We start from the raw sequence: 16,011 nt of genomic DNA, 5'->3' as shown, positions 1-16,011 counted from the left end.
GAACTCCGGTGATAACACCTTGTCTCACAGACGTGGCTGGACGCCCCACCCCTTACCCGGCGCGCCCGTAAAACCCGATACGCTCCTCATCCGAAAACAGAACTCCGGGCCGTTCAAAGAAGGAAAAAACGGCGATAATCCGCTCCACGTTGCCGTGAACCGGGGTCACGCGATGCGCCGTGTTCTTTCCTTTAAAGACATTGAGCGTACCAGGTTCAAGCTCAATACGCGTTGGTGTCCGGCGGCCTTCGAGCAGATCTGCGACACCGTTGAAATTTGGGTCTTTCTCGCTACGCAGGTCCTGATCGTATTCAAAATCGCCACCGCGATCGGGTGACTGCAAAAGCAAGGTCGTGGTGAACTCGGACCGGTCGAAATGCCAATTCAGAGCTTCGCCTTCCGAGTAACTCATCACGTTCACACGGGCCAGCGGGTCCTCCATCGTAAAAAGCTCCGGCTTGTCCATGACAGCGGCCAGGAATTCCGCAAATGGCGGCCATTCGTAAAGCTGGATCAAGGCGGCCTCACCCATCTGGTCCGCGCAGACGGTACGGTTCGATGTCTCGGCTTCCCGCAACGCCGGATGGTCAGGGTCCAGACCCTCAATCGTTTTCGAGAAGTAAATGTTGTGACGCCGAACGTGTGCAAAGGCCTGGTGTTCCAACACCGGCTTCAGTGCGCTCACCTGATCGTTCAGCGCTTCAGAGCGAAAAAAGCCTGCCAGATTAAAGAACCCGTCTTCTGCCAAGCCTTCCCTGCAGGACTGAACCAGGTCCGACCAGGCCGCGCTTCCGCGCTGGTCGAGAGGATATAGGTCAAGATTGACCAGATCTCGCATGCGTCTGTCTCCTGCAGATGTTGAAACGTCGTGTGCGTCAAGGTTCATTCAATAAGCTATTTTGCGAGGACGGAAAGAGTTGATGCGGGAACAAACAAAGCCGTTGCCAGCTGCACTTTTTGCGGCGGGCGCCATCCATTGCTATAAATGGAACGGCAGGGTGTTGGTATTGGGCTAGCAAGATGTTCCGGCTGATTTGTGGGTGTCTGCTTTTATTCTTTTCGGCATTGCCGGTGGAGGCTGCCAAGCGGGTCGCGCTTGTGGTCGGCAACTCCGCCTATGAGCATGTTGCAGAACTCGCCAATCCGGCCAATGACGCAGCCGACATGTCGGCGAAACTCAGATCGCTTGGCTTTACGGTCATTGAGGGCCGCGACCTTGGTCTGACGGACCTGCGTGGCAAGGTTCGGGAGTTTGTCAGCGCCCTGACAGATGCCGAAATGGGGCTGTTTTACTATGCCGGCCACGGCCTGCAGGTCAGCGGTGAAAACTACATCGCGCCGGTAGACGCAAGGCTTGAAACCTTCGACGATCTAGATTTCGAAGCCTTGCCGATCGGGATGGTGCTCTCCGCCATGGAGCGCAAGACCAAGACCAACCTGGTGTTCCTGGATGCCTGCCGCAACAATCCGCTTGCCCGAAATCTGGCCCGATCCATGGGAACCCGGTCTGCGGAAGTCGGACGCGGTCTGGCGCGTATCAGCAGCGGCGTCGGCACCCTGATCTCATTTTCCACACAGCCCGGCAACGTTGCGCTGGACGGAACCGGCCGCAACAGTCCCTTCACATCCGCTCTTGTCAAACACATCGGAACGCCCGGCGAGGATATCGCAAGAAGTCTTCGCAAGGTGCGCAACGATGTGCTGAATGCCACTGGCGGAAAACAGGTTCCGTGGGAGAATTCGTCGCTGACTGGCGACGTTATCCTGAACGCCAGCCTCTCACCAGCGACGACAGTCCAGATCCAGCCTCAGCCTGTCCCTGAACCAGGTCCCGGCGTGGACGAGGTTGTTAAGGCTGCCATCAAGGTCAACACACCTCGTGGCTGGGATCTCTTGCGCCGGTCCCATGGATCATCGGTCATGGCGCGGCCCGACGTCTTGCGCGCCCTTTCAAAGGACGGGCAAGCTGGCCCGCCAGCTCAAACCCGCGAGGCGTCGCTTCGTCTGAGCACGCAACAGAAGCGACAGGTGCAGTCGGCCCTCAACGATGCCGGCTATACCGTGGGCAGCGCCGATGGTGTCTGGGGCTCCAGGACCAGGGCGGGAATTCGGGATCTTCAGGCAGATCTCGGAATGGAAAACACGGGCTTCGTCGACGAAACCGTGCTCGAGCATCTTGGGATCTCCCGTCCGGTCACACGCGCTGATGGTTCCTTTGCAAACGCAAAATTCGCCGCGACTCATGATCCGAACGCACTGCGTTTGCTTGGGGAAGATGAGCGCATTGTTGACATTCTAGAGTGCCTTGGCAGGCGCAGGAGCGTTTACGGGCGCAGGGGAAACAGTCTCTATTTTGTTGTTATCAGCTCCAGCAGCTTCAGGGAGTACGTAACGCTGTTTGAGAGATGCGGCGGCTATCCAGCATCAGTTACGTCAAAAGCTGAAAACGACTTCATCTATTCCCTGATCGAGGACGAAGTCGAATTCTTCGAGTTCGGTTTCGACGCCAAAAATGGATACAGCTACAAGGGTGGTCCCTATTTCGGCATGCGGCAAGATCCGGTCGCACGCGAGCCTGACGGAGGCTGGCGCTGGTACAACGGCGAAGCGGTCGGTTACACGAACTGGCGTCCCGGCCGACCGAAGGAGAGCAGAAAGGGGCAGAACAATGCCCAGTACCACACGGACCGGAGAGGACGTGTGGATCTGAAGAAAACCGATGCCAGAGGCTGGTTCGACAATCGCGGCCACTGGGCAAAATCAGCCGTCATGGAAGTTGATTTCTGACGGTTTTCGCAGCTGGCGTCAAAAATGCCTGTTCGACCGGATCGACTTGGGCAGGGGTGCATGGTGTCCGGTGTTACTGACCAGAACGTGTTCCGCAAGCCGGTAGGAATTGATCTTGGCGGTGTTCTCATAAGGCTTCAGCTCGAAAACCAGAACGCTCTCCGCATCCTCAATAAGCTGCGGAAGCTCCTCCTCTTTGCACCAGTAATAGGTTGTCGCGAACTTCACGAAGAGCTGCCCCTTGTCGTGATACTGATGGATCCATTTCTTGTGATGCTCGCGCATCCGCTCCACGAAGTCGCGCTGATCGGATTTGACGATACCGATATAGATCGGCTTGAGCGCTCCCGTTGTTGCAAGGCCCCGGCTTGTGCGCCACCCCTCGATTGCCGACCGCCGTCCTGGCTCGAAGCTGGTGTCTTCCAGGAACATGTAAATCCCGAAGAGCGAACTGTAGGTGTTGCGAAGCGAGGCCTTGACCTGAAAGCTGGTGGCTGAACCGCCGGTCGGGCCAGTTGTCAGGTTGCCGACAAAATCAAACCTCTGGCTCCATTTGAGCTCAATCTTCCGGTCCACAACAAGGCCCTCTGTCGATCTCAACGATGGTTCAAGACTACCTGAGAAGCGCAACTTCTGGAAGAAAAACACGTCAAGGCAAGCAACGCCTGCGGGACTTATTGTCCGGTGGAGCCAGAAGTCAGCGTCAACGGCACACTGGCTCGCGGCCCGACATGGCTGCGAAACAGTCCTTTACAAAAGTCCCTTGTAACTAGTTGTGTCGGTTCGACCATACCGTTCAGTGTAGACCCAGAACCATCCCCACAAGCGCTGCCAAAGTGGACGTTTCAACCTCCGAGAGGAGGCCTCCTCCTCATCTGCGGCATTGAGCGCAATAAGATCGATGGTATCATCTGAAGTTGAGCGCGGCTCTGCCATTTTGACCTCATCGAATACCCTGATCTGAAGTTACAGACGACGCCATGGCCCTGCATGAAGAATGGATTGCCGCTGTCTTGCCCGAATGTGAATTCTCCTTGCCGGAGGCTTGCTGACCGATGATATTTCGATTTGGCCGCTACGTGATTGACGGTGATAGGCGCGAGCTCACCTGCGACGGCAAGGAAATCATGCTGCAGCCTCAGGCATTTTCACTCCTGGTCTATCTTGCCGAGCATTCCGGCAGAGTGGTCTCGAAAGATGAGTTGTTTGAAAAGGTGTGGCGCGGAAAGATCGTCGGCGACGGCACTCTCAACAGCCGCATCAATGCACTGCGTCGTGCATTGGGCGATGATGGCAATTCGCAGAAATTCATCAAGACTTTGCCGCGACAGGGGTACCGTTTTGTCGCCGATACCGAGATCACGAATCCGGAAAAACACGCCCCTGAGGCCGCCGAAAGTGAAGTTCCGCAGCGGCCTGGGCTCGAAACTTCTCCTCAGCTGAATACCGAGTCCCGGCCGACCCTGGCCGTGTTGCCGTTCGAAAACATGTCAGGCGATCCTGAACAGGAATATTTCGCTGATGGAATTGCGGAAGATATTCTCACCGCGCTTGGCCGTTTCGGCGGGTTCAACGTGGTGGCCAGGAGTTCGAGTTTTTCGTTCAAAGGGCAGGCAGTTGAGGTTCGCCAGATCGGCAAGGAACTGCGCGCCCGCTACATCGTTGACGGCAGTGTCAGGAAAGCCGGCAACCGCGTAAGAGTGTCCGCCGAACTCGTGGACACCACGACGGGCCAGCAGCTGTTTTCTGAACAATATGATCGGCTGCTGACCGATATTTTCCTGGTGCAGGACGAGATCACGCAACAGGTGGCCTTGGCGATTGTGCCGACGATTGAAAAGGCGGAAATCAGAAAAATTTCAGCGAAAGCACCAAACGCTCTTGCCGCGTGGGAAACCTGTCTTCAAGCTTCGGCACTCATATACAGAATGAAATTTCAGGAAATCCTGGAGGCAAGGCGGCTTTTTTCGAAAGCCATCGAACTTGATCCGGACTATGTCCGTGCTCATGTCGGCGAGGCGCTCTCCTACTCTGTTGGCCTGCGATTTTTCGACGAGCCTGACCGGGAGACCGGTCGACGGAATTTCATGGCTGCAGCAAGTCGTGCTGTTGAACTTGACCCTGAAGATCCAAAGGCCCGTATCCTCAAAGCCCTTGCACATATGTACGGCTCACCATCGCGTTCCGAATTGGCGATCAAAGAGGCCCGGGAGGCAACCAGGCTCAACCCGCATGACCCGCAAGCTTACAGCGTTCTGGGCGTCGCGCACGCGCTCGCCTCCGATCAGATCGAGGAAGGGATCGGGTGGATAGAACAAGCGGTCCGGACGGGCGCGCGTGATCCGTTGTACCATCTGTATTTGAGCCAATTTGCGATTGCCCAATTATGCGCTGATCGATACGAAGATGCCGCCAACACGGCGCAGGAGGCCGTGCGCCAAAAGGATGGTTTCATCGAGTCTCACATAGCACTGGCCTCTGCGCACGGATACCTTGGCAAAGGTGATGAAGCAGACGCAGCGCTTGCGCAATTTTCAAACGATCCAATCGCCTTCGTGGAGAACCACATAGTCTTTTCCAAGAAGGTAAAGGGAAAGGTCATCGGGGGTCTCGAAATTCTCAGCCAGCAAAAATCCGCCAGTCATGCGCTTGATTAGCCGGCTTCAATCTCCCAAGCGCAGCGCGGTGCTCCCCCACTCGGGCCTGCAAGCCTGCTGTCAGCAGCCCTCGAACGAGTGTTTTCATTGTTTCAACGGAGAATGGGATGAAAAAGGGCTCCGAGCTCGACAAGTCACTCTTGGCTGCCATCGAACACTACCTGGACCAGTCAGGTAAATTGCTGAACCTGGTGACCGAGCATCCCGATTCGGAAGAGCTGCTGGCCATTCAAATCGCGCTGGATGCATTCGATACAGGGTTCCACCTTGCGGTCGCGATACAGTTCGCTGCACGCGCAGTATGCCTTCCCGCGGGGCGCCCCATACCGGAAATCATCGAGCCCTGCACTCCGCAAAGCCTTCAGTCCTTGTATGAAGAGGTACGCCTTGCGGTTGGTTCAGCTCCGCCGATCGATTGGAACAGCAACGTCGCGCACATCGCCGGAAACGCAAGGTTGGAACAGAATGCCGCGGACTATGTCCTCCGCTTCGCCTATCCCAACATGCTCTTTCATTTCACGCAGGCTTACGCCGGTTTGCGGCATGCAGGACTGCAAATCGGCAAAGCAGATTTTGACGGGCTGCATCAATATTGAGACCTGAATTGCGAACCGCAGACTGACCTGAGCACGCCAGCATCACGTCCCTTGCCGCATTGTGATTTTGATCAAACTATATCTTGACTCAATTACTCATGTTTATAAAACTGCGCACCGCATGATCAAACATGCCGTCAAAAACGATTGGAGAGACCCATGAAAGTCAGACAACTGACGCGGGGTCTTTGCTCCGCTGCCGCAGCAATTGCGATAAGTTTCGCATCCGCCACGTTCGCCAACGCAGAGACAATCACCGTAACAGACATCGCAGGCCGCACGGTCGAAGTTGAGAAAAACCCCAGCAAAGTCGTGATCGGCGAAGGTCGCATGATCTATACGATTGCCTTGCTGGACCAGGACAACCCTTTCAAACGGATCGTCGGCTGGAAAGACGATATGGTTCGGTTCGACCCAGACGCTTACCGTAAATATGCCGAGTTATTCCCTCAGGCGAGCCAACTGCCGAGCTTTGGCAGCCCTTACTCCGACGAGTGGAACCTTGAAGCCGTGATTTCGCTCGGGACGGAAGTCGTTCTGATGAACCTTGGCAATCTGCTCAAGGCCCAGGAAAGCGGTATCCTCGAAAAACTTGAAGAAGCCGGAGTCGCAACGATCTTCGTTGATTTCCGTCAGGATCCCACGCAGAACACGGTTCCAAGTGTCCAACTGCTTGGCCGCATTTTTGACAAGCGGGACGAGGCCGATGCTTTCACCGATTACTACCAGCAGCAGATGAAGCTCATCTTCACGCGCGTCGAAGCGATTCCGGTGGAAGACCGGCCCATCGTCTTCATCGAGCGTGCCGCAGGATACAACCCGGCCAAATGCTGCAGCACGTTTGGCGCAGCCAACCTTGGCCGTCTTGTAGATTTGGCGGGCGGAAGGAATTGGGGATCTCTTAAGTTTCCGGGCTTTGCCACCAATGTTTCGCTGGAAGCGATCTTTGCCGACGATCCAGAGATCATCATTGGGACCGGTGGCAACTGGTCCGAGGCCAATCCCGAAACCACGGCGGTTCTTTTCGGTTACGAGGCAACTGAGGACATGATCGACCAGCGTCTGAGTGCGCTTGCCACACGTGAGGGCTGGTCTGACTTGTCGGCAGTAAAGTCCGGAAGGTTCCATTCGGTCTATCACCAGTTCTACAACAGCCCGTATCACTTTGTGGCCATGCAGGCCTTCGCCAAATGGATTCATCCGGAACTGTTTGAGGACCTGGATCCTGACGCGACAATGAAGGAGCTGCACGACAAGTTCCTGCCGATCGACAATTCCGGCGTTTTCTGGGGCAGCCTGAAAACAGACGGCTAGTCTTGTCCCCGCTTCGCCCTGCTCGCCTGCGCGGGCGGGGCTGACTATGTCTTGAGGTAGATTATGAGCGTGGATACGAGTGCCGCCGAAATGCGGCAAGGCTATGCTTTGCAAGTTGCTCGGCGTTACGGAATGATCCTGGCGGTCGCTTTGCTGTTGGTCGTGAGTTTTCTTTTGGATGTTACCACCGGCCCGGGAAACTACTCGCTTTCCACTGTTGCCGAAGTCTTTGCCGATCCGATGTCGCACGGCGTGCGTCTCAAAGTGATCGTCTGGGACTATCGTCTGCCGGTCGCTGTGACCGCAGTCCTTGTCGGAGCACTGCTGGCCGTCGCAGGTGCGCAGATGCAAACGATCCTCAACAACCCTTTGGCTGAACCGTTCACATTAGGCGTCTCCGCTGCGGCCAGTTTTGGCGCATCGCTGGCAATTGTGATGGGTTTCTCGGTGATCCCGGCGGTGGGACCGCTTCTGGTGACGACAAATGCCTTCGTTTTTGCACTCGCTACATGCGGCTTCATCTTGTTCGCCGCCAGGCTGAAAGGTGTGGGGTCAGAGACCATGATCCTCTTCGGGATTGCAATATTCTTTACCTTCTCGGCACTTCTAGCACTGATGCAATACATGGCATCGGAGGATCAGATCGCACGGATCGTCTTCTGGATGATGGGCTCGCTCAGCCGGGCAAGTTGGGAAAAGATCGGCATCGGCACGCTGCTCCTGTGCGTCGCAATTCCGTTCAGCCTTTACCGCACCTGGCCCATGACCGCGTTGCGCATGGGTGAGGCCGCGGCCGAGAGCATGGGCGTTGATGTGGCCCGGCTCCGAGTCGAGATGCTCATATGCATCTCCCTTCTTGCAGCAACAGCGGTGTCCTTTGTCGGCACCGTTGGATTTGTCGGGCTAGTCGGCCCACATATTGCACGACTTCTGGTGGGAGAAGACCAGCGTTACTTTGTGCCGCTTTCAGCACTCGTGGGTGCGCTGGTTCTTTCATTGACGTCGCTTATTTCGAAGTCGATAACGCCTGGCATCATCTACCCAATCGGGATCATTACATCTTTGATTGGCGTGCCGGTTTTCGTGTCAATCATTCTCAGCACCAGACGGGAACGGTTGTCATGACACTCGTCATTACCAAGCTGTGTGCAGGTTATGGCCGCGCGCGTGTTCTCCATGGCGTTACCGTACCCGAAGTGCCGAGCGGAGCTTTTGTCGGCGTGATTGGTCCGAATGCCTCCGGCAAATCCACCTTGTTCAAATCTATTGCCGGTCTGGTGACACCCATGAACGGACAGGTGCTGCTTGACGGTGAGGATGTCACACACTTGCGCCGGCGCGACAGAGCGCGCCGGATCGCCTATATGCCGCAGGCCTTTGGATGCAACGCTCTGCTGACCGTTTTCGAAAGTGTTCTGTTGGCACTGAAACAGACGACCGGCTGGAGAGTGAAGTCGGACAACCTTGACCGGGTCTCGGACACGCTGAAGGCGCTTGACCTCTCTCATCTGGCCAGTCGCGGAATTGGAGATCTGAGCGGTGGCCAGACGCAGATGGTGGCCGTGGCACAAACCATCGTGCGCTCACCGCAGGTTATCCTTCTGGACGAACCGACCAGCGCATTGGACCTGCACCACCAGCTCTCGATCATGAGCTCAATCCGCAACGAGATGGATCGAAAGAAGCCGGTGGTCATGGCAGCACTCCATGATCTGAACCTGGCCGCAAAATTCTGCGACCGGCTGATCTTGCTCCGTGAAGGTGAGATTCTTGCGGACGGCAAACCAGAAGACATTCTCGCCTTGTCGGAGATTGGTGAAACCTACCGGGTGATCACCCATCTGGAACAGACCTCACGCGGGAACCTTTATGTCGACGCGAGGTTGCCGTGATGGAGGAACCGGTTCGGAATTTCGACCTCAAGGAACAAATACGCGCTTATTGGTCAGCCCGAGCGGAGAGTTTCGATGACAGTCCGTCGCATCGGATTGAGGACAATTATGGTGCGCCGGAATGGCGCGCATTTCTGCGGCAAGCCATTGGACTGGAAAACGATCAATCCGCCAGCGGTATCAAAGTTCTTGATCTGGCTTGCGGCACGGGTGAAATCAGCAGGATGCTCTGCGATCTTGAAGCAGATGTGATTGGTCTGGATTTTTCAGAAGAAATGTTGTCACGCGCCAGGGTCAAACTTGCCGGAAAATCCTGGTCTCCACTGCTTTCCGACGCGGAAAACCTTGAAGCGATTGAAGACGGCAGCATTGATTTTGCGGTGACACGGCATCTCGCATGGACGTTGACCAACCCGGCAAAGGCCTTTGCGGAATGGTTTCGCATTTTAAGTCCTTCGGGCCGCTTGCTGATCAATGACGGCAACTGGATGCGACCATTGTCTCGACATTTCCGGATGAAACTCTGGTTGGCACATTTACTGGATCCAGTCCCACCAAGGGATGCAGATGATGCGACGACGGACACTGCGATCCGGGCGCGCTTGCCCTACCGGGGTGGCCTCACCGAAGAGCGGCTCGTGATCGATCTCGCCAACGCCGGCTTCCGGAAAGTCGCAACTCTTGACCCGCGCCCGCTTTATAATCAGGGAATGCGTGCGCACACCCTGGCAAATCGACTGCGGCAAAGCTCCGAAAATCGGTTTGCAGTGGTGTTTGTGAAAGACTGACTGTCTTGTCTGCACACCTTGTTCAGGAGACCTGCGCCCCTCGCAAGGCCGCCAAAAGCGGACAAATCTGACGAACCGGTACTGTCGCTGAAAGTCCGTTTACCGACGTTTTTGCAGTCAGTTTGGCGGAACTTTGTTCGCTCATGCACAAGCACTTGCGCTGGCTTGTTCAGGACTTCCATTCAAGCAGTTTCCCGAGTGAGGCAGCATGCGTTGCAAGCGCTCCCTCGCGCAAAGTCGCGAGCACCAGTCTCCTTTCCAATAGTTTCGGCGATGGCACAGTCGTCACATCCTCAGTGCGGTACCGTTCGACGTCCGGCGCGGGGAGCAAGGTAAACCCGAGACCTGCGGAAACGCATTCCATGATCGCCTCAAGATTGTCCAGGACGATCGTCTCGGCGTGTTTCGGACGCTTGTGCTGCAACATCTCGTTTGCGATCAGCTTCCCGATCCCCGTATCCGGCATGAAGTGAAAGAAAGCCTGTTCCTTTAGCAAACCGTCCAGGCCTGCCGTCAGGAGTGATTTGCATGCCGCAAACACCAATGGCTCTTTGCGCAGGATGAGCTCTGAAAGCGCGTCTGGCAACCCGTCAGCATCGGTCACGATGGCGGCATCGAGCTGCCCGTTCACAACTTTGGTCTGCAAGGCCTTCGAAAGACCGGTTTGCAGTTCAAACGATGCTTGCGGTGCATGCCGCTTTGCATTTTCCAAAAAGGCTGGCAGAAGCCGGACTGCCGCCGTGGTTACAAATCCGATGCGGAAATGACCGACGAGTGTGGTGTCGGAACGGCAAATCTCCAGGAGGCTCTCCTCGCACTGAAGAAGCGGGACCGCCTCATCAACGATCGATCGCCCGACAGGCGTCAGTCTCGGTGGCCGCATCGAGCGGTCAAAAAGATCAACGCCAAGTTCGGTCTCCAGTGCCTTCATCTGCATGGAAAGCGCCGAAAGCGTCATGTTCAGTTGCTCCGCCGCTTTGGCAAAAGAGCCGACTTTGGAAACCCGTACGAGGGTTCTCAAGGATCGTGTCTGCATAACTTCAGATTTCCTGTATTTCATATCAAGATTTATTCGATTGTTCTGAATTTCTGCAAGTGTATTCTGATGCCAGCCAAACTTGGGGGGCGCGCCTTGACCCATCCGTTAGTGAATGTCGCAAAAGAACTCGCACCGCGATTTGAGCGCCGTGCGGCCGAATGGGACCGGTCGAAGGCCTATTGCTGGCAAAACGTCGGCGAACTCGTCGATGCCAGAATCATGGGGATGTCGATCCCGAGGAAATACGGCGGACAAGGAGCCAGTTTTCTGGACGTTGCCATGGTGGTCGAGGAGATCGCCAAGGTCTGTACACTGACCGCACGGGTGGTTGTCGAAGCGAACATGGGCGGCATCAGTGCCGTTATGGGATACGGCAATCACGAACAGAAAGCGTTTTGCGCGCAACATGTGCTGGCCGGAGACAAGCCCGCGATCTGCATCACGGAACCAGATGCCGGGAGCGCGGCAACCGAGATGCAGACAACCGCGCAGAAGCGTGGAGATAGCTACATCCTCAATGGCGCCAAGCATTGGATCACCGGTGGCGGGACCTCAAAGCTTTATCTCGTGTTTGCCCGCGTGTTGGACGAGGCCGGGATCGATCAGGGGATCGGTGGCTTCATTCTTTTTGCCGACCTGGCAGCCGGTGAGGTACCTGACGGTTTCAGAGTGATGGGGCGCGAACAGACCATGGGGATCTGCGGCATGCCGGAAGCGGAGCTAAGGTTCGAAAACGTCGAGATCGACGGGAAATGGCTGGTGCAACCGCAATCCGGCTTGAAGCGTGGATTTGCCGAGCTGATGAACGCTTACAATTCGCAGCGCGTGGGGGCCGGCACCATTGCCATGGGTGTCGCCGCCGGGGCGCTCGCACGTGCCAAACACTATCTCCTTCAGCGTGAACAGTTCGGGCGTCCACTCGCGGAGTTTCAGGGGCTTCAGTGGATGCTTGCCGATATGGACACGCAAGTTCACGCGGCCCGACTGCTGCTCCATGAGGCCGCACGCTCACGTGGACCGAATGGAAGCCAGTACCCCGACATGACGATGGCCGCCAGGGCAAAACTCTTTGCTTCGGAAATGGCAATCAAGGTGGTCAGCGACGCGCTGCAGATGTTTGGTGCACGCGGATACAGCGATCGCGAACCGCTGGAGCGAATGTATCGCGATGTACGCATGTTCACGATTGGCGGCGGTACTGCCCAGATCCTGCGCACACAGATTGCAGGGAGTATCCTCGGCATCAAGACGCCGCAAACACGTGACGGATACACGCGCCTCTCGGAAATGGAGCGTCACGCGGCTGTCCCGGATCGACGTTTTGCATGATGAAAGCAAAGGCTCGCGTTCACGCTTTACTGCGCATGGACACCTTTGATGCGCACGCTCGCGCAAGCTAGGACCCGCTTTTCCCCAAACGATGCCTATTGACATTTAAAGGGCGTCCGTTCGAACTCATCGAGGTCAGCGCGAAGGTGGGGAATTAATGCATGTCTGAAACAGCAATTGACCGCGCAGCGGCGCTGACCTGCTTTTCCGATCCTCAGGACATTACACCGCTGGACGGCGGCATCACCAATGTCAATCTTGTTGTGCGCGACGGCAGCCGCAAGTTTGTCGTTCGTCTCGGCAACGACATTCCCGAACACGGCGTCATGCGCTGGAACGAGCTCGCGCTCAGCAGAGCCGCAGAAGCGGCCGGCGTATCACCGGCTGTTGTTCACCAGGAACCCGGCGTTCTGGTGCTGGACTTCATTGAGGCAAAGACCTTCGAGGAAGCTGATGTCCGCGCGCCTGAAACCTTGACGAAAATCGTAGAACTGGTCTCCAGGGTTCACCGCGATCTGGGAAGCCATCTCACCGGGCCGATACTCGCCTTCTGGCCGTTCCAGGTGAACCGGACCTATGCAGCGCGCCTGAAGGCTGACGGGTCAGCACATTCAGCTTTACTTCCCGGCCTGATGGAAAAACTGGCTGACCTTGGGAAAGCGGTCGGAGCCGTTGACCTCGTCGTTGGCCACAATGACCTGCTTGCCGCCAATCTGCTCGATGACGGGGACCGGCTCTGGCTGATCGATTGGGAATATGGCGGCTTCAACTCACCACTCTTCGATCTTGCCGGCCTTGCCTCCAATAACGGCCTGAGCGAAGAGCAGGAAGTAACGATGCTCGATCAATATTACGAAGCTGCTCCTTCCGACACACGATGGCGCGCCTACAAGGCCATGAAATGCACGTCCTTGATGCGTGAAACCCTCTGGTCAATGACGTCCGAGATCCACTCCGAACTCGACTTTGACTACGCCGCCTATACGAGTGAAAACATGGACCGGCTGAACGCCGCACTCTCCGAATTCCGTGAACTGTAAGACCAAGATCTGTTGACCTAGAGAGCCTGCATGTCACTCCCCTCCTCCTCGAAAATCATCGTCATCGGCGGCGGCATTGTCGGGTGTTCGACGGCCTATCACCTGGCGCAAATGGGTCAGGAAGTTCTGCTTTTGGAAAAGGCGGCGCTGACCTCCGGCTCGACCTGGCATGCCGCTGGCCTCGTCGGCCAGCTTCGTTCCAATGCCAACATCACCCAGCTTCTCGGATACTCCATCTCGCTTTACGACAGGCTGGAAGAAGAGACCGGGCAAGCGACCGGATGGAAGATGAATGGCGGCCTCCGTCTTGCCTGCAACAAAGAACGCTGGACAGAGGTCAGGCGACAGGCGACGACGGCCCACAGTTTCGGCCTGGACATGCAATTGCTGTCACCCACGGAAGCGCAGGACCTGTGGCCGCTGATGGATATCAGCGACGTCGTCGGCGCCGCCTTTCTGCCGACTGACGGTCAGGCAAGCCCGTCCGACATCACCCAGGCGCTCGCCAGGGGCGCGCGGGCGGGTGGTGCAAAGCTCGTTGAAAACACGCCGGTTCTTGAGATCCTGACAGATCGCGGAAACATGATCGGTGTCCGGACCGCGCAAGGCGACATTGCTTGCGAAAAACTTGTCCTGTGCTGTGGGCAGTGGACAAGAGAGCTCGCGGCGACGATCGGCGTCACGGTGCCGCTGGTGTCCGTCGAGCATCAGTACATGATTACGGAGGCCTTTGACGTACCTTCCAATCTGCCGACCCTGCGCGACCCGGACCGGCTGACCTATTACAAGGAAGAGGTTGGCGGCCTCATCATGGGCGGATATGAGCCCAATGGCATTCCTTGGGCGATCGAAGGGGTCCCGGATCCGTTCGATTACCAGCTTCTGGACAGCAATTTCGATCACTTCGAACAACTGATGGAACTGTCGTTGCCGCGCGTGCCGGACCTTGAAAGGGTCGGCATCAAGCAGCTGGTCAACGGGCCGGAGAGCTTCACCCCGGACGGCAACTTCATACTGGGTGAAGCGCCTGAAATGGCGAACGTCTTCATCGGTGCGGGTTTCAATGCCTTTGGCATTGCGTCTGGCGGCGGCGCCGGTATGGCGCTGGCCGAATGGGTCGCCAAGGGTGAACCGCCATTCGATCTCTGGCCGGTCGACATCCGGCGTTTCGGGCGGCCCCACACCGACACGGACTGGGTGCGAACCCGGACGCTGGAGGCCTACGGCAAACACTACACGATGGCCTGGCCATCGGAAGAACACGAAAGCGGCCGGCCCTGCCGCCGGTCGCCGCTCTATGACCGGCTGAAAGCGGATGGCGCGGTCTTTGGCGAAAAGCTCGGCTGGGAACGGCCGAACTGGTTCGCCGAAGCCGGTGAAGAAGCGCGTGACATCTATACGTTCGAGCGGCCGAACTGGCACGGCCCGGTCGGACGGGAACACAGAGCCGCACGCGAGACCGCTGCCCTCTTCGACCAGACATCTTTCGCAAAGTTTATCCTGAAAGGCGCGGATGCCGAGGCCGCGCTCAGTTGGATCGCGGCCAACCGTGTCGACAAACCGGTCGGGTCGATCAGTTACACGCAAATGCTGAATGACCGCGGCGGCATTGAATGCGATCTAACCTGTGTCCGTGCGGCCATTGATGAATTCTACATCGTCACCGGGACCGGCTTTGCCACGCATGATTTCGACTGGATCCGGCGGAACATTCCCGCTGGTCTGAATGCGCAGCTTCTCGACGTCACATCTTCAAACTCGGTTCTGTCGCTGTTCGGACCAAAGGCGCGCGACATTCTTTCTTCCTGTACGCGGGCTGATCTCAACAACAGCGCGTTTCCCTTCGGCCAGGCGCAGCGGATCGGAATTGCCGGCTGCCCCGTTCTCGCACTTCGCATCACCTATGTCGGCGAACTCGGCTGGGAGCTGCACCTACCAACCGAGTATGCACAAACGGTCTATGACGCCCTGCACGAGGCCGGCGAGCCATTCGGTCTGCGCAATGCCGGCTACCGCGCGATTGAAACGTTGCGCCTGGAAAAAGGATATCGCGCCTGGGGGGCCGATATCGGTCCGGACCACACGCCGGACGAGGCCGGGCTTGGCTGGGCCGTCAAGCTCAGGACCAAGACCGACTTCAAGGGCCGCAGTGCCGTCGAGCAACAGCGCAAGACCGGCGTGAAGAAAAGGCTCGCAACCTTTACGGCCGATGGCGACGTCATCCTGTCCGGCCGCGAAACCATCTACCGCAATGGAGAACGGTGTGGCTGGCTGAGTTCAGGTGGCTACGGCCACACCCTCGGTAAGAGCATCGGGATCGGTTACGTGCGGCATCCGGACGGCGTTACAAGCGATCATGTGCTGTCCGCGAACTATGAGCTTGAGGTTGGAACGGAACGGGTCAAGGCCGACGTTTCACTTGATCCGCTCTATGATCCGAAAATGGAACGAATCAAGGCCTGACGAGATCGGTCAGAACGCTTCAGTCCTCTGCAGAACAGGTGCTCGTGCCGCCGAAAAGGACGTTCGCGGAGTTGATCCCGAACGTCCGCTGTCGGCCGCTGCCAGC

General features: G+C 57.0%; 13 protein-coding genes. 10 read left to right on the top strand and 3 right to left on the bottom strand.

All coding sequences use genetic code 11. From position 1 onward, the window contains the following. Window positions 1-52: 52 nt before the first annotated feature. Complete coding sequence (locus RBB47_RS00225) at window positions 53-838, bottom strand: 2OG-Fe(II) oxygenase (protein WP_305983697.1); 786 nt, start codon at window positions 836-838, stop codon at window positions 53-55. Between the two features lie 233 nt (window positions 839-1,071). Here RBB47_RS00225 and RBB47_RS00220 point away from each other — a divergent pair, with 233 nt between their 5' ends. After that, entirely contained in the window at window positions 1,072-2,787 is a 1,716-nt protein-coding gene (locus tag RBB47_RS00220; RefSeq protein WP_305983696.1) for a caspase family protein, read from the top strand. A gap of 18 nt (window positions 2,788-2,805) precedes the next feature. Here RBB47_RS00220 and RBB47_RS00215 read toward each other — a convergent pair whose 3' ends face one another. Beyond that, window positions 2,806-3,387, bottom strand: a complete 582-nt coding sequence (locus RBB47_RS00215; protein WP_305983695.1) for a hypothetical protein — start codon at window positions 3,385-3,387, stop codon at window positions 2,806-2,808. Window positions 3,388-3,842: 455 nt separating this feature from the next. Here RBB47_RS00215 and RBB47_RS00210 point away from each other — a divergent pair, with 455 nt between their 5' ends. From RBB47_RS00210 to RBB47_RS00185, 6 genes are all read left to right on the top strand, one after another. Then, on the top strand, window positions 3,843-5,444 hold the full coding sequence (locus RBB47_RS00210; RefSeq protein ID WP_305983694.1) for a winged helix-turn-helix domain-containing protein: 1,602 nt from the start codon (window positions 3,843-3,845) through the stop codon (window positions 5,442-5,444). Between the two features lie 140 nt (window positions 5,445-5,584). After that, window positions 5,585-6,040 carry a DUF1993 family protein gene (locus RBB47_RS00205; protein WP_305983693.1) on the top strand — a complete coding sequence of 152 codons (456 nt, stop codon included), beginning with the start codon at window positions 5,585-5,587 and terminating at the stop codon, window positions 6,038-6,040. 159 nt (window positions 6,041-6,199) lie between these two features. Continuing rightward, the gene (locus RBB47_RS00200; protein ID WP_305983692.1) at window positions 6,200-7,354 is read left to right on the top strand and encodes an ABC transporter substrate-binding protein; all 1,155 of its coding nucleotides are present in this window, start codon (window positions 6,200-6,202) and stop codon (window positions 7,352-7,354) included. A gap of 63 nt (window positions 7,355-7,417) precedes the next feature. After that, the gene (locus RBB47_RS00195; RefSeq protein WP_305983691.1) at window positions 7,418-8,479 is read left to right on the top strand and encodes an iron ABC transporter permease; all 1,062 of its coding nucleotides are present in this window, start codon (window positions 7,418-7,420) and stop codon (window positions 8,477-8,479) included. Next, on the top strand, window positions 8,476-9,246 hold the full coding sequence (locus RBB47_RS00190; protein WP_305983690.1) for an ABC transporter ATP-binding protein: 771 nt from the start codon (window positions 8,476-8,478) through the stop codon (window positions 9,244-9,246). Before RBB47_RS00195 ends, RBB47_RS00190 begins: the two co-directional genes overlap by 4 nt. Then, window positions 9,246-10,034 carry a class I SAM-dependent methyltransferase gene (locus RBB47_RS00185; protein WP_305984192.1) on the top strand — a complete coding sequence of 263 codons (789 nt, stop codon included), beginning with the start codon at window positions 9,246-9,248 and terminating at the stop codon, window positions 10,032-10,034. The genes RBB47_RS00190 and RBB47_RS00185 overlap by 1 nt, the downstream gene beginning before the upstream one ends. 169 nt (window positions 10,035-10,203) lie before the next feature. Here RBB47_RS00185 and RBB47_RS00180 read toward each other — a convergent pair whose 3' ends face one another. Further along, window positions 10,204-11,070, bottom strand: coding sequence for a LysR family transcriptional regulator (locus tag RBB47_RS00180; protein ID WP_305983689.1), 867 nt, complete (start codon window positions 11,068-11,070; stop codon window positions 10,204-10,206). 96 nt (window positions 11,071-11,166) lie between these two features. Between RBB47_RS00180 and acdA the strand changes: the two genes are divergently transcribed. From acdA to RBB47_RS00165, 3 genes are all read left to right on the top strand, one after another. Next, window positions 11,167-12,402 carry a 3-sulfinopropanoyl-CoA desulfinase gene (gene acdA, locus RBB47_RS00175; protein ID WP_305983688.1) on the top strand — a complete coding sequence of 412 codons (1,236 nt, stop codon included), beginning with the start codon at window positions 11,167-11,169 and terminating at the stop codon, window positions 12,400-12,402. Between the two features lie 161 nt (window positions 12,403-12,563). After that, entirely contained in the window at window positions 12,564-13,442 is an 879-nt protein-coding gene (locus RBB47_RS00170; RefSeq protein ID WP_305983687.1) for a choline/ethanolamine kinase family protein, read from the top strand. Between the two features lie 30 nt (window positions 13,443-13,472). Then, complete coding sequence (locus RBB47_RS00165; protein WP_305983686.1) at window positions 13,473-15,905, top strand: FAD-dependent oxidoreductase; 2,433 nt, start codon at window positions 13,473-13,475, stop codon at window positions 15,903-15,905. Window positions 15,906-16,011: the final 106 nt, after the last annotated feature.

It is taken from the genome of Roseibium sp. MMSF_3544 (assembly GCF_030732845.1).
In the GTDB taxonomy this organism is placed as follows: domain Bacteria; phylum Pseudomonadota; class Alphaproteobacteria; order Rhizobiales; family Stappiaceae; genus Roseibium.
Note: the sequence above shows the minus strand (reverse complement) of the source record. Positions and strands in the feature narration are given on the sequence as shown.

Bases quoted from the DNA above. Each gene is read 5' to 3' on its own strand.
- RBB47_RS00200 (WP_305983692.1), top strand. From the start codon at position 6,200: ATGAAAGTCAGACAACTGACGCGGGGTCTTTGCTCCGCTGCCGCAGCA.
- RBB47_RS00170 (WP_305983687.1), top strand. From the start codon at position 12,564: ATGTCTGAAACAGCAATTGACCGCGCAGCGGCGCTGACCTGCTTTTCC.
- RBB47_RS00195 (WP_305983691.1), top strand. From the start codon at position 7,418: ATGAGCGTGGATACGAGTGCCGCCGAAATGCGGCAAGGCTATGCTTTG.
- RBB47_RS00210 (WP_305983694.1), top strand. From the start codon at position 3,843: ATGATATTTCGATTTGGCCGCTACGTGATTGACGGTGATAGGCGCGAG.
- RBB47_RS00185 (WP_305984192.1), top strand. From the start codon at position 9,246: ATGGAGGAACCGGTTCGGAATTTCGACCTCAAGGAACAAATACGCGCT.
- RBB47_RS00225 (WP_305983697.1), bottom strand. From the start codon at position 838: ATGCGAGATCTGGTCAATCTTGACCTATATCCTCTCGACCAGCGCGGA.
- RBB47_RS00180 (WP_305983689.1), bottom strand. From the start codon at position 11,070: ATGCAGACACGATCCTTGAGAACCCTCGTACGGGTTTCCAAAGTCGGC.
- RBB47_RS00190 (WP_305983690.1), top strand. From the start codon at position 8,476: ATGACACTCGTCATTACCAAGCTGTGTGCAGGTTATGGCCGCGCGCGT.
- RBB47_RS00165 (WP_305983686.1), top strand. From the start codon at position 13,473: ATGTCACTCCCCTCCTCCTCGAAAATCATCGTCATCGGCGGCGGCATT.